This is a genomic window from Haladaptatus halobius, from assembly GCF_020618475.1.
GTDB classification, from domain to species: Archaea; Halobacteriota; Halobacteria; order Halobacteriales; family Haladaptataceae; genus Haladaptatus; species Haladaptatus halobius.
The window spans coordinates 737,506-750,780 of sequence record NZ_CP085337.1 but is presented as its reverse complement, the minus strand read 5'-3'; the positions used below and the strand labels follow the sequence as shown (position 1 = coordinate 750,780).

12 protein-coding genes are annotated in these 13,275 nt (G+C 57.5%); 9 read left to right on the top strand and 3 right to left on the bottom strand.

Annotated elements, in window-relative coordinates:
* Nucleotides 1-11 precede the first annotated feature (11 nt).
* On the bottom strand, nucleotides 12-1,289 hold the full coding sequence (locus tag LIW51_RS27420; protein WP_227378608.1) for an ABC transporter substrate-binding protein: 1,278 nt from the start codon (nucleotides 1,287-1,289) through the stop codon (nucleotides 12-14).
* Between the two features lie 194 nt (nucleotides 1,290-1,483).
* Here LIW51_RS27420 and LIW51_RS27415 point away from each other — a divergent pair, with 194 nt between their 5' ends.
* From LIW51_RS27415 to LIW51_RS27380, 9 genes are all read left to right on the top strand, one after another.
* Nucleotides 1,484-1,726 (top strand): hypothetical protein, encoded by a 243-nt coding sequence (locus tag LIW51_RS27415; protein ID WP_227378607.1) that lies wholly within the window; start codon nucleotides 1,484-1,486, stop codon nucleotides 1,724-1,726.
* 138 nt (nucleotides 1,727-1,864) lie between these two features.
* A complete protein-coding gene (locus tag LIW51_RS27410; protein ID WP_227378606.1) occupies nucleotides 1,865-2,017 on the top strand; it encodes a DUF2080 family transposase-associated protein in 153 nt (50 codons plus the stop codon).
* 1 nt (nucleotide 2,018) lies between these two features.
* On the top strand, nucleotides 2,019-3,254 hold the full coding sequence (locus LIW51_RS27405; RefSeq protein ID WP_227378605.1) for an RNA-guided endonuclease InsQ/TnpB family protein: 1,236 nt from the start codon (nucleotides 2,019-2,021) through the stop codon (nucleotides 3,252-3,254).
* A gap of 1,049 nt (nucleotides 3,255-4,303) precedes the next feature.
* A complete protein-coding gene (tenA, locus tag LIW51_RS27400) occupies nucleotides 4,304-4,969 on the top strand; it encodes a thiaminase II (RefSeq protein ID WP_227378604.1) in 666 nt (221 codons plus the stop codon).
* A complete protein-coding gene (locus LIW51_RS27395) occupies nucleotides 4,966-5,721 on the top strand; it encodes a TenA family protein (protein WP_227378603.1) in 756 nt (251 codons plus the stop codon). Before tenA ends, LIW51_RS27395 begins: the two co-directional genes overlap by 4 nt.
* Nucleotides 5,714-7,276 carry a sodium:solute symporter family transporter gene (locus LIW51_RS27390; RefSeq protein WP_227378602.1) on the top strand — a complete coding sequence of 521 codons (1,563 nt, stop codon included), beginning with the start codon at nucleotides 5,714-5,716 and terminating at the stop codon, nucleotides 7,274-7,276. Before LIW51_RS27395 ends, LIW51_RS27390 begins: the two co-directional genes overlap by 8 nt.
* Nucleotides 7,276-7,401, top strand: a complete 126-nt coding sequence (locus tag LIW51_RS38775; protein WP_255767569.1) for a hypothetical protein — start codon at nucleotides 7,276-7,278, stop codon at nucleotides 7,399-7,401. Before LIW51_RS27390 ends, LIW51_RS38775 begins: the two co-directional genes overlap by 1 nt.
* An 88-nt stretch (nucleotides 7,402-7,489) precedes the next feature.
* A complete protein-coding gene (locus LIW51_RS27385; RefSeq protein ID WP_227378601.1) occupies nucleotides 7,490-8,815 on the top strand; it encodes a divalent metal cation transporter in 1,326 nt (441 codons plus the stop codon).
* Nucleotides 8,812-9,363 (top strand): hypothetical protein, encoded by a 552-nt coding sequence (locus tag LIW51_RS27380; protein WP_227378600.1) that lies wholly within the window; start codon nucleotides 8,812-8,814, stop codon nucleotides 9,361-9,363. The genes LIW51_RS27385 and LIW51_RS27380 overlap by 4 nt, the downstream gene beginning before the upstream one ends.
* Nucleotides 9,364-9,486: 123 nt before the next feature.
* Here the strand turns inward: LIW51_RS27380 and LIW51_RS27375 are convergent, their stop codons facing one another.
* Both LIW51_RS27375 and LIW51_RS27370 read right to left on the bottom strand, forming a co-directional pair.
* Nucleotides 9,487-11,325: a hypothetical protein gene (locus tag LIW51_RS27375; protein ID WP_227378599.1), complete on the bottom strand. Its 1,839-nt coding sequence runs from the start codon at nucleotides 11,323-11,325 to the stop codon at nucleotides 9,487-9,489.
* Nucleotides 11,326-12,231: 906 nt separating this feature from the next.
* Nucleotides 12,232-13,275, bottom strand: coding sequence for an N-acetyltransferase DgcN family protein (locus LIW51_RS27370; protein ID WP_227378598.1), 1,044 nt, complete (start codon nucleotides 13,273-13,275; stop codon nucleotides 12,232-12,234).

Below are 13,275 nucleotides of genomic sequence, written 5' to 3'. Positions count from 1 at the left end.
CCTACCAGCGTTCAATCGAATATTTCCGCTATCTTTCCGGCCGTTTGGTCGACGTCCCACGTCGACGTGAACTCTTTCATCGCATTCGTCAGTTTGGTTCGGGGTTCGGGGGCGATCGCTAGTCCGTGTGCGATGGATGGAAGGTGCGTCTCCCCCCGCCGAAATTGAGCTATTTGGCGACGGAAGAAGGGGGCGAATGCTGCTCGTGGTACATCTTTTCTCGCCGGGATAGCGCCCCGTTTCTGTGTGAATCGTTTCTGAGCATCGACCGACCCGACATACCGTAAAAATCGAGCGGTGACCTCGGGGGACGGGTTGTTTTTCGGAAACGGGAACAGATCCATACTGAGGAGATACTTGTTTTCCGTCCCCGGAAATTCAACGTAATCCCAGTCTGTTCCGAACGCGAACTCGTCGTCGTTTATGAACTCCGCCGCAGCCCAATCACCTTGGTGGAAGAATGCGATGTTCCCGTTTCGAAACCGGTTCGCCGCGTTGTGCCAGTTGATTGGGGCAAGCGCTTGTGGCGAGTAGTCGCGATACTGATTAACGAGTTCGAGCGCGTCCCTCACTGCCCGTTCCCGCGACCGTACGTTCCCGTTCACGATGGACTGGTGAGTGTCCACGCCGTGGGTGCCTACCAACATCGACTCCCACAACTCGATCGTCGGCCAGACGTGTTTCGTCGCGTGTACCAGTCCTTCTGCCTTACTATCCTCTTCGACCGTTTCCACCTCGTTCAAGAGTGTGTGGGGGCCGTCTATCGTTTCGGGGTCGACGCCTACATCCTCCAAAATATCGACGTTGTAAAAGAGATTGTTGAGGCGGTGAATGCTCAACGGGACGGCGACGAACGACCCATCGACTTTCGACAGCCGCTTCGAGATGGCAGAAAAAGAATCCCACCCCGCATCTCCCGCCCAGAAGCTATCGTCGAGGTTCGTAAGCGCCTTTGCTTCGACGTATGTTTGTAGATTCTTCCCAGCCCATGCCTGCCATGAACTGGGCGGATTATCTTCGATGATCCGCTTTTTGATCGTCGTTTGTAGGTCACCGCCGGCCCGACCAGCGACCGTTCGTTCGTTAATCGTAACATCTGGACGCGATTTCTGAAAGCCGTCGAAGAGCGCCTGACTGGCGTCTTCTTCGACAGTAGATGTCCAAGAATGTTGGATTTCGAGCGGAGTTTGTTCTTTTTTCTTTTTCCGCCTCGTTGTTGTCGTTCGGTCTTGTTTCTGCAAATTAGTACACCCTGCAAGACCACCAGTAACCCCGGTACTGGCTGCCACGACCGATTTGAGGTACAGACGACGCGAGGGCATAGAAGCTGTGTTTTCACTACCAGTTCACCCGTCTTATAATGTACCGTCATAACTTTGTTTAAGAAGGCGTTACCGATGCTACCGGGAGAGTTGTATTCCCGATCTTTACGTTCCCAGCGTTGCTCCCTGGCCTGCTCACCGCAGCAATCTTCTCATTCGTGGTGAGTTACTCAAACCTTCAGATCGCTGTCTTCCTGCAAGGTGCAGGGATGACGCCCATTCCTGTGCGGATCTTCGCCCAAATGCAGTTCGGCGCTAGTCCCGTCATTGCGGCCGTCGCGACGATCAACATCGCTATCGTGTTACTTGCGATCGTCATCTTCGAACTCCTATTCGGAGTCGTGGACGCACTTGGGTACACATACTCTTCATCTGCCTATCGCAAGCCGTTTCGTCGCTGTTGAATTGATAGAGATCGATAGCGCATACCTCCGTCTTCAGGCGGAGGTCGAGCGATAGGCATAGTCTGTCCATTTTCCGGTACCGTACACGGCTGGATTTCCAATCGATAATACTAAGTATATCTAATGTATATCCATTGTATGGTAAATCGCTTTGAGATCGAGGGTGAGGAAGTCCTCGATGGCGAAGTCAAACCCTTCGGGAATAGCGCCCACGTCACCGTTCCAAAGCGATGGCGTGGAGCGGATGTGAAAGTGGTACGCACTTCAGAACCAACAGAACAGGACGACTAATATGACCGAGCTCACAGAGACACTGGAACTCAAACTTGTGAACCCGAATACTCACAAGCATCGGAAACTCTGTGAGACGAAACAAGCCTACCAACAAGCACTCGAAGCCGCGTTCAACGCTGACTGTACCACACAGACGGCGGCGAACGACGTAGTGGTCAACTACGACCTGAGCGGTTACGCGAAGAACGCGCTCAAGCAGTATGTCCCACAACTCTGTGGTGGAAGCTACGACGCCAAGGAGTTGAAGGACGACCACCCTGTTCGGTTCACGAACGAAGGCCCGAAACTCGACCACAAGCCACAGAACGCTATCGAGTGGTACGTCAAAATCCCGCACCACGACGACTACTACCTCTGGATACCTGCCCAAATCAATCCCGAACAGCGGGATTGGCTTGAAGCATTGTATGTGGGCGACGCGAAGATGGGCGAGTGTCGGTTGTTCGACCGAGACGGCGAGTGGTACTTTCACATCGTCGCCACGCGAGACGTAGAAGAGCGAGAAACCAGTTCGGCGGAGACGCCGATTGGGGTAGATATCGGGGAAGCCTCTTTGTTAACGGTGTGTCACCGTGACGAGCGCGGTTCCCCGACTGCACCCAACCTCTGGAACGATGAAGGCAAGCGAGTACGGCAACTCCGTGAGACGTATTTTACGGCCACTCGCCGTCTTCAGCAACGTGGAAGTGGGCGAATCGCTGAGTCCTACGGCGACGAATTGTGGAGACACATCGACCACATCCTCCACACAGTTACGTCGGAGGTCGTCGCCTACGCCGACCAATTCGATAATCCCGTGTTGGTGCTGGAAGACCTGACACACATACGGGAAAATATGGACTACGGCGCGTTCATGAACCGCCGTCTCCACGGATGGGGATTCGCCAAGATGCATGCTCAGATTCGCTACAAGGCGGCTGAGAAATGGATCCGCGTAGAGACGGTGAATCCTGCGTACACCTCGAAGACGTGCCACTGTTGTGGAGAACAGGGCTACCGTCCGAAGCAGACGACGTTCAAGTGTTCCAATTCGGAGTGTTGGGTTTCGGAGTACCAAGCAGACGTTAACGCCGCGCTCAATATCGCAGACCGCTACCTCAGCGGAGAGAGTCACTCAAGAGAACACACGAGTGGCGATGACTCGGCTGAGGAAGGGGGACGTTTGACCGTCCCGCAAGACAGCCAAGCCGATGCTGACTCCCAGCAGGCGACGCTTGGAACGTATGCGTCTTGAAACCTTAGGGTCGTATCGGACGGCCTGAAATCCCATGGTGGGATTCCCGCGTCTTTAGGCGCGGGAGGAGGTCAATTGAGTGCCGTACGTCGATCAATATCATGCCCGTTTTGCTCCGTGCTGTCTGACATGAGGCAAGCGATCGATTAATTTACTAATATATTACTCTTTATAATACTGATCCGTTGATAATGAATCCTATATCGAGAGGATGTAACCAATACCGAGACTATAGAGATGCGGGTGTCGTGCTCGTAAAACCCAGTAGAGTCACCTGTAGAGATGACGAGATTTTCTTTACCGTCAACCTATACGGAGCGGAGGTCGATTCGGTCGAAGGTATCGGAATTGGGATCGAGGGTGTAATTATCGATGCCGCGATTCGAGAGAACGCCCTCGTTCTGCGTACAATTTCGACGGAGGATGCTCGGCGGCTAACCCCGTAACGATAGTACACAGATGTTTAGATTCGAACGACGATAAGGTTTTGAGGAACTGGTCAGAATTTCTTTTTACCGTCCGTTCATTGGCCGAATTGGGTCGAGGAAACTCGGCCACCACTCCTGTCGAATCGAGGTCAGAGGCACATGACGGACGTCGACAGGTTAGGAGTTCGAGGTAGACACACCATCAGCTCCCTGAACACCAGGCAGCTCCCGCGACACCTCTACTTCCGGCCCTCTCCGTGCTCCTGGGTGCGGTTCCAAGAACACTGGCGAGACCTCCAGGGTCGGAATTTTCAGGCAGCCTACGACGTATTCTTCTGCATCTCTAGGCGCATGCAAATTGCTTAACACGAATTCGTTCTGCACCGCATTAGCCAATCTCCTCGCCACGCTCACTAACGAGATCAATGTCGCACTCGTTCTCTTTGATGCGTCCAACCGGATCAGAGTGTGACCTCGAGCCACTCGGCCTGCTCCACCTGTAGAAATCGTCAGTCGGAGGAAAATGGAGTAGCTTCGCTAGTATCTAGTAACGGTTCACGCCCTTTCAACAACTGGGTTGTATTACATGGTTATATTAACACCGAGTACTTACGGCAGGACATGAGCTTCACGTACGACCTTGAACCGGTGGCCGAACCGATTTGGGAAGCTATTTTGGAGCATCCGATGGTCGAAGAGCTAGGGGCGGGTACCCTCGATGAGGAGCCATTCAAATACTGGGTCAGGCAGGACTACGTCTACTTGATCGACTACGCGCGGATGTTTGCCCACGGTGCAACGAAGGCCCCCAACCTCGAACGCATGGGAACGTTCGCGGAGCTGCTTGAGTCGACAATAAATACCGAAATGGATCTCCACCGCGAGTATGCGGCCAATTTCGGCATCTCGGAGACCGAACTTGAGACTACCGAACCATCACCCACCACGAGGGCATATACCGACTTCCTCGTGCGCACCGCGACCACGGGGACGTTCGGCGATCTCGTGGCTGCACTCTTGCCATGCATGTGGGGCTTCAACGAGACGGGAAAGCGACTTGCGGCGCGCGGACTGCCCGCTGATGACCGGTATGCTACGTGGGTTGAGATGTACGCAGGTGATGAGTTCACGGAACTCACGACGTGGTGCAAGGACTTGATGAATGACGTGGCCAGGGATAAAAGCGAGGCCGAACGTGAGCGGTTTCAGAATCTATTTCGAACGTCGGCCCGGTACGAGTACCGCTTCTGGGACGCCGCCTGGCGACGGGAGGAGTGGTCAGTATGACCCGCGGTGCCGACACCGAAAGACGACTTGACACATTCGAGGAGTACGCCGAGGCACACGAGACAGCCGGGTTCACCAACTGGCTTCGCGAACGTGCGCAACCGGAGTGGTCGAACGCAACGACCCATCGGTTCACGCGCGAACTCGGAACTGAAAACCTCGACGATAAGGTCTTCCGGCGGTATCTAGTACAGGACTACGCCTTCGTCGAGACGCTCGTCGGGATCTTCGGACATGCTGTTGGAGACGCACCAACTATGGAATCGAAGTCACGATTCGTCGACTTTCTCGGGACGCTCACCGCCGACGAGAACGACTACTTCGAGCGCTCCTTCGAGGCACTTGACATTCCGGAAGCCGAGCACGCAGATCCCGAGTTGACCCCCACGATGCGGACGTTCGAGGATCTCTTAGAGCGAGCCGCAAGGGAAGGCGGGTACGGCGAGACGCTCGCGGTTCTCCTCCCGGCGGAGTGGATTTACTTAGAGTGGGCCACCGCCGTCGAAGACAAGTCACCCTCGCGCTTTTATTTCGCAGAGTGGATTGACCTCCACGCCAACGAGGAGTTCGAGACCTTCGTGACGTGGCTCCGCGACGAACTCGATCGAGAAGGCGAGGCTGCCTCGCCCCGTCGTCAGCGACGAATCGAACGACTCTTCCGGAGAACGGTGTCGCTAGAGGTCGCCTTTTTCGACGCGGCATACGACCCCGAAAGTGCGATGGAAGTCGCAGGGGGGAGAAGTGATGGTTAGTTCCACCGTCGCGCTCGGACTGACGGTCGCGACGCTCGCAGTCTTTACCGGGGTCGGGATTTGGTTCTCGCGAGGTAGGGTCGAGTCCGTCGAGGATCTCATCACTGCACGCGATTCGACCGGCGAAGGGCAGACGTCGGCCACGCTCATCGCCTCAGTCATGGGTGTTTGGATCCTCCTCTCGGCCCCGGAAGCCGGCGCCCTCTACGGAATCGCGGCCGTGGCGGGCTACGGGGTCGGTGAGGCCATTCCGATGCTCGCGTACTCGAAACTCGGCCCGCGGATCCGCCAGGTGATTCCGGAAGGCCATTCGCTCACCGAGTACGCCTACGCGCGGTACGGCGGCGCGATGTACGCGTTCGTGATCGCTGTCAGCGTCCTCTATATGTTCGTATTCCTCGCTGCGGAGTTGACCGGGATCTCGCTGGCGCTCCACCACGTGGCGGGAGTTCCTCAATGGCAGACGGCGGTTCTCGTCGGCGGGTTCGTCCTGCTGTACACCGGGTACGGTGGCCTCCGGGCGAGCATCGTCACCGACACGATACAGATGCTGTTGATCCTCCCACTACTCGTCGTGAGTATCGTCACGGTCGTACTCGTACTCGGCGGACCCAGCGGCGTTTACGAGGGGATCGTGTCTGCGGACTCCACGCTCCTCGATCCCGGGTTCGTTCCGGGGATCAGGTTCGGCGTCGCGCTGGTTTTCGCGATTCTCGGCGCGGAACTCATCAATCAAACGTGGTGGCAGCGTATTTACGCCGCTGACGGATCCGACACGATCGAGCGAGGATTCCGTACCGCGACCGTCACCAACGGCCTAATTCTCCTCTTGGCCACGCTCCTCGGCGTCGTTGCAGTCGGCCACGCCGATGTCGTCACTCAGTTCGGCAGTGAGAATTACAACGCTGGAATCGCCTTTTTCGTTCTGCTCGAAGGCACCGTCGCAGAGTGGATCGTCCTCAGCGTCCTCTTGCTCGCGCTCGTGTTGGTGATGAGCACAGCCGACACGCTGTTCAATGCATTGTCGAGCCTCGTGACGGCCGATCTCCCGCGGTTGCTCGAAGATCCGGACGACCGAATCCTGCGATTCAGTGCGCGGGCGTTTACTGTGGTTATTGCGGTCGCCGCAATCGCGGTGAGCCTTCGCGCTCGGAGTGTCCTTCGCCTCTTTTTCGTTGCCGACCTTCTCGGTGCCGCCGTTGGCTTCCCGCTTGTCTACGGCCTGTTTAGTGGCCGTCTCTCGGGCACCGGAGCCCTCGTGAGCAGTCTCGCCGGACTCGCGGCTGGGAGCGCTTACTTCCCCTTCCCGTTCGGCCTCCACGAGATATTGGATACGTTGCTCGGAGATGCTCTCCCGGCGGCCGACACGACGTATCTGATTCCCTTCGCCGGCGCGTTTCTCATCTCGACTGGGCTAACGTTGATTATCGCACGATTTTCGAACGAAGAGTTCGACTTAGCCCGACTCTCCCGCGAGATTCGCCGATTCGATGAACCGGCAACCGACGGCGGTTCGCCGGTGGACATGGACACTGACGCGGAGGTGAGTAAGTAATGGCTGCCATGGGTCCGACGGCTTTCACGGTCGTTCTCTGGGGAAGTCTTCTCGGCGTTTTCCTCGTATTCTGCTACGAGATGGCCGTGATCACCAGGGATATCCGTCGGTTAGAGCGAGGGTGAACCGCATGGGATCACGCCTCGAGGCAGTCGGCCTGCTCCGCCCCGTAGTGCCGGCATGTATTTTATTCGTGGGTAATATCATTCGGGTATGAACAAGACATCATCTAGCACGACCGCCGCAGAGGGAGGTGCGGTTCGTGACTACCTCGGCGAGATGGGCCCGTCGTGGGTCGCCGGGGCGATCGCCGCAGGCCCGGCGACGATGGCGAGCCTGGTCACCGCGGGTGCACGCTTTAACTACGCCCTGCTGTGGGTCGTGATCCTCTCTGCGGTCGCGGGTGCACTAGCTCAGTACCTCGCGATGCGGTTGGGTCTCCTCACCGAGCACGGAATCGTGGGCGTCGTCGAGGAGTATATCGGAAAGTGGTGGGCCTGGATTCTCGTCGTTGACGTGGTGATTGCGGCTGGCGTCGCACAGCTCGTGATCATGAACACCGTCGCCTCGGTTTCGTCAACGATAACGGGAATCGATGCCAGAGTATGGGGTGGCATCTGGGCATTGCTTCTCGCGGTCGGTCTCGCCGGGCGAGGCTACCACTTCATCGAACTCGCGGCGAAGATCCTCGTTACGGCGGTCGTGCTCGCGTTTGTCGCATCGCTTTCCGTCGTCCCGATCGACCCTGGGAGTGCTGTTCTGGGACTCGTCCCCTCGCTCCCCTCAGGCAGTGCGGTCGTGGCCGCGGGCATCCTCGGCGGTGCAGTTCACATCACGCTGATCACGATGCACTCCTATACAATGCACGCTCGCGGGTGGACCGACCGCGAGTACAGCCTCGCAACCTTCGACATCGTCGCCTCGATGGTCGTCGCGTTCGGCGTCTACAGCGTTGCGATCTTCCTCGTCACTGCCAGCGTGCTCACCAACCCCAACTTGACGACCGTGAGCGCGGCGCAGGCCCTCGGCCCACTCGTCGGATCGAGCGCTAGGTGGCTTTTCCTGCTCGGGCTTGGCGGTGCGGCGATCTCGACGCTCGGTGGGAACACGATCGTCCCTCCCTTCCTCGTCGCGGATAAGCTCGGCTGGGGAACGACGGTTGAGGACTCCCGGTACCGGGCGCTACTCGCCGCATTCGCGCTGTTGTCCGCACCAGGTGCCTTCATCGGCGGGGAGGTCATCGGCCAGCTCGTGCTCGTCCTCGCGCTCGGCACGGTTGGGACGCCATTCGCCATTGCCGTAGTCCTGTACCTCCTGAACTCCCGCGCGGTTCCGAAGTCGAACTCGACGCTCGCCAACTGCGGGGGACTCACCCTGCTTCTCGTCTCGGGGGTGCTCGCAGCAAACTTCATCCGCGAACGGATTGCGGATGGCGTCGATACACTGTCGGGAGTCGTCCTAGTATTCGCCATCGTCATCGGAATCGCGACTATAGTCCTCCTGGGGAAATACGTCCGCGAGGAGGCGGTCGTCACATGACCGACCTCCGCTTCCAGCTCTCCGGCTCGACCCTTATCGTCGGCCCCTCACAGTCTGGAAAAACCCGACTCACCGCCTGCGCGCTCGATGCTTGGATCGAACGTGAGGGTACCGAAGGCGTGGTCATCTTGGAGTTCGCTCCAGAGGTCGAACGTGACGGACGCGTGCTCGGCGGCAGGCTCGACCGCTTCACGACGATTCCTGATGGAGTGTGGTACGGCGTCCTCGATGCGAACGCCCCGCGGTCGGAAGGCGAGACTGACGAGGAGACGGTCACTCTGGCCCAGGACAACGCCAAGCGAGCGGATCGAATTCTCGACCAAGTTCCCACTTCTCGCGCAGTGTTCGTCAACGATACGACGATACCGTTCCAGCACAAGTCGTTGGACCCCGAACGGCTAACGACCTACTGCGCATCCGCGGAATGCGCGGTGATGAATGCCTTCGAGAGCAACGAACTTGGGACGGACGATCCAGTCTCGCGTCGCGAACGCGAGGTCGTGGGATTTCTTCGGGCGTGGACCGACCGGACGATCTCATTGGAGTGAACTCCGTTCGGACGCGACTCCGACGCAGTTCACTAGAACATAGCGGTGTCGCTCGTCATTGCTGGACAGACGGATTGACGGAAAATTCGAGGCGAAGGCCTCGTCAATTAGGGCAGGAAGATATTATCCGCTGGAATTTTCTGGCCCTGCTGTCGGCTCGGGTTCTGCTGTCGGCTCAGGTTCCGCAGTTGGTTCTGGTTCTGCTGTCGGCTCGGGTTCTGCTGTCGGTTCTGGTTCTGCTGTCGGTTCTGGTTCTGCTGTCGGCTCGGGTTCCGCAGTTGGTTCTGGTTCTTGAGTTCCTTCACCGGGTTGTTGAGTACCGTTGACTTGACCGCCTTGCGCTTCTTGCTCCGCTGCTTGTTGGATTTCTTGGAGAGAGGCGCCCGTCGCTGCCGCTTGTACTCCCTCCTGCGCACCGTCTGCCGCCGTATTTTGGATGACGTTGATATTGACGTTCTGATTCACTGAGGCAAGTTCGACAGCACCCGTCGCTCCGCCCAGTGCTGCGGCTTGAACCTCTTGGGGAGATACGTTTTGAGTACCCGCCGCTGCATTGATCGCTCCCTGGGAAGCACCGAGTGCGGCGTTGAGGATGACGTTGATGTTCACATTCTGATTTACTGCACCAGATTGTACACATCCCTGAGCGGCCCCGAGTGCGGCATTGAGAATGACGTTGATATTGACGTTCTGGTTGATCGCACCTGCTCGCAGAGCACCTATTGCGGCACCTTGAGCGGCGTTGAGAATGACGTTGATGTTGACGTTCTGGTTCACAGCGCCCGCGATTGCACCCTGCGCTGCACCAGATGCAGCATTGAGAACGACGTTGATGTTGACGTTCTGGTTCACAGCGCCTTGGGCAGCACCGAGTGCGGCGTTGAGGATGACGTTGATGTTCACATTCTGATTTACTGCACCCGCTTGTGCTGCGCCTTGAGCTGCACCAGCTGCTGCGTTGAGAACGACGTTGATGTTGACGTTCTGGTTCACAGCACCCTGAATCGTACCCTGGGCTGCACCAAGTGCAGCATTTTGAATGACGTTAACATTGACGTTCTGATTTAGCTGCAACACGCCCTGCGCTGCGCCAGCCACTGCGTTCTGGAGAATGTTGATATTGACGTTCTGGTTCGCTGCAGCAGCCCGAACACCCCCTTGAGCCGCGCCGAGTGCGGCATTCTGAATAACGTTGATGTTGACGTTTTGATTGGTTGCAGCGCCCTGGACGGCGCCTTCAGCCGCACTCAACGCCGCATTTTGAATGACGTTTACGTTGACATTCTGGTTGACTGCCCTAGTTTGAAGACATCCCTTCGCTGCCCCGAGAGCGGCATTTTGTAGAACATTGACGTTAACATTCTGATTGATTGCTCCTGCTTGCGCACATCCCTTTGCGGCGCCGAATGCAGCGTTTTGGACGACGTTTACATTCGCATTCTGATTTATCGAGCTCCCCTCGACTGCACCCTGGGCACCGCCGGACGCAGCATTCTGGACGACATTGACGTTGGCGTTTTGGTTGATAGAACCTTGAGCTGCACCAAATGCGGCATTCTGGAGAACATTAACATTGACGTTTTGGTTGACCGTACCTTGGGCTGCTCCTTTTGCTGCGCCGAATGCAGCATTCTGCACGACATTGACGTTAACGTTCTGATTGATAGCACCTTGGACTGCGCCCTGCGTTGCACCCTCAACAATCGCTTGCTGTTCGTCTTCCGATAACGAATCCTCAACACTGTTTACGCCTTGCTGAGCGCCTTGCTCTGCGGCTTGGACTAACGACTGTTGGTTTCCACCCCCACCTTGGGTAGTTGTTGTTTGTTGTGCGCTGGCGAGACTCGATGCGCCTACCGTGGCTATTAACCCGGAGAGTACCGTTCTCCTTTTTAGCGCTCCTTGCCGATTCGTCTCTGACTTACTTCCGGACGCATTTTCTGATTGGCTAGCTTGTGTCATTGTGGTCCTTCTCACGACAGCTGACACGCGAGGATCAGCGCCGTTGTAGACGCATAACTATCCATCTCGTCATCAATCCCAAGAACAGTTTAGAACTATTTTTGCAAAGGCTGTGAATCAATCGTCAAAAAACCCTTCCATTTTACACTGTATTCTCCGTTACTCACTTCGGTAGGCAGTACGTAACTGGTATTGACATCCTCCTGCCCTAAAGGGCGAGGATTCCCCAAAGGGGAATTTACGGTTACGCGTCTCCTCGGGAACGACGTACGCTTACGCGTCCTCCCTCACCGGTTCCCATCCAATTATGACCACAGACGCAGATTTCAGCGCGTAGAGCCGTGTCAACGTGACCTTCCCACCGATGTGCAACCGGTGCTTCACCCGGGAATACCGCATTCCGGTCCACGACTGGATATTCAGTCTGCTGAGTACCATCAGTAGCGTCAGCCAACCAAGTGGCCTGGACGTGATGGAGTGGACGTCGACTTTCTTACCCGGGCGAGTGAGACGACGAAGCCGTTGAACGGTCGAAGACCGACCTCGGAACCGGGGAACGTCGGTAGCTATAGATACGACGGTAGGACGCTTAATTCTACCATTCGTGATATATCCAGCAATGCAGTGACGGACAGAAATCGAATCAAGCCTACTGCGCATATCCCCGCCCGTCGGCGAGGCTTTGCACTTATTCAACATAACGTAGCGGAATCTGACAGCTTTCTTCTTGGTATTCCTACTTCTATATAATATTGAAGTGTTCAGATATATCCGGTATTCAACCGGAGTTTTACGACGACAGATGCCATACGTCGCTTCAGCATATGGTTTCAAGCGCAGTCTCGAACAGTTCCGCTATCTGAAAGTGCGATAGCTCAAGCTCGACGGAGACGATCCGTTCATCCGTTACAGTGCCTTCCGGACGGCATCTAGGAGCGACGCCGGACCGTCCTCGTGGTAGACGTTCGCCGTCGGCAGGTCGAACCGCTCCCGCTCGGTCGTCGGATCGCCCCACGTCGAGAGGGCGGCGACCCGGGCGTCACACAGGCGTTCAACGAGTTCGCGCTCAACGTCGACGCCGCGAATAGGGAACCGGTCGAAGTGGGTGCGTTCGGTTCGGTCGGGATCATCGACGAGCACGACGGCATTGGGCCAGGCGCCGTGGAGCAGCGAAAGGGTCACGCCCGAGTAAGCGCGGTGGGTGAGCGCTCCCTGCCCCTCGACGAAAACGAGGTCGTGATTCTCGCCGACCGCACAGACGTTGTCCTCGACGACGCCGGCCGTGAAGTCTGCGGGCACGCGGTCGACGACGGTTCCTCTGTGAGCGCCGACCATGATTCCCGTCTGACCGGTCGCGACCCACCCAGCGTCGAGACCCGCCCGCTGAGCCGCCTGGTACAGTTCGAACGTCGTCGTGCGCTTGCCGATCGCGCAGTCGGTGCCGACCGTGAGGACGATGTCGGCATCGACGTCGTCGACCCGTCCGTCTGCGACCCTGAGGTCGTCACCCGTGGGGGGTTTTCGGACGTCGAAGAGGCGGACGCCGCATTCGTCAGCGAGGTCGACCCAATCGTCGCGTTCGCTCAGAAAAACGTGGAGGCCGGAGACGACGTCACACCCGGTACGCATCGCCGCCTGGATGTCGGTCACCCACTCCTCGGGGAGAGCGCCCCCGGCTGGCGCGACGCCGATGACGAGTGCTTCTGCCTCGGGAACCGCCTCCAGGGCAGCGGACATCGACGCGACGACCGGCACGTCGGCGATGTCCGAGCGGGCAAGTACGTCAGCGGCCGACCGACCGGCCTGCTCGGAGTCCACGACGGCCCCAACATCGAACAGTTCGCTGTGCATTACGACCCCGTTGGCGGTCTTACCGGCTGTTTTCCCGAACGCCCCCTCCGCGAGGATGACTGCCGGCGTCGGCGGGTCAAACGCACTTCGCAGATCCAT

Coding starts and splice junctions, on each gene's coding strand:
- LIW51_RS27410 (WP_227378606.1), top strand. CDS start 1,865: ATGGTAAATCGCTTTGAGATCGAGGGTGAGGAAGTCCTCGATGGCGAA.
- LIW51_RS27405 (WP_227378605.1), top strand. CDS start 2,019: ATGACCGAGCTCACAGAGACACTGGAACTCAAACTTGTGAACCCGAAT.
- tenA (WP_227378604.1), top strand. CDS start 4,304: ATGAGCTTCACGTACGACCTTGAACCGGTGGCCGAACCGATTTGGGAA.
- LIW51_RS27395 (WP_227378603.1), top strand. CDS start 4,966: ATGACCCGCGGTGCCGACACCGAAAGACGACTTGACACATTCGAGGAG.
- LIW51_RS27390 (WP_227378602.1), top strand. CDS start 5,714: ATGGTTAGTTCCACCGTCGCGCTCGGACTGACGGTCGCGACGCTCGCA.
- LIW51_RS38775 (WP_255767569.1), top strand. CDS start 7,276: ATGGCTGCCATGGGTCCGACGGCTTTCACGGTCGTTCTCTGGGGAAGT.
- LIW51_RS27385 (WP_227378601.1), top strand. CDS start 7,490: ATGAACAAGACATCATCTAGCACGACCGCCGCAGAGGGAGGTGCGGTT.
- LIW51_RS27380 (WP_227378600.1), top strand. CDS start 8,812: ATGACCGACCTCCGCTTCCAGCTCTCCGGCTCGACCCTTATCGTCGGC.
- LIW51_RS27375 (WP_227378599.1), bottom strand. CDS start 11,325: ATGACACAAGCTAGCCAATCAGAAAATGCGTCCGGAAGTAAGTCAGAG.
- LIW51_RS27370 (WP_227378598.1), bottom strand. CDS start 13,275: ATGGATCTGCGAAGTGCGTTTGACCCGCCGACGCCGGCAGTCATCCTC.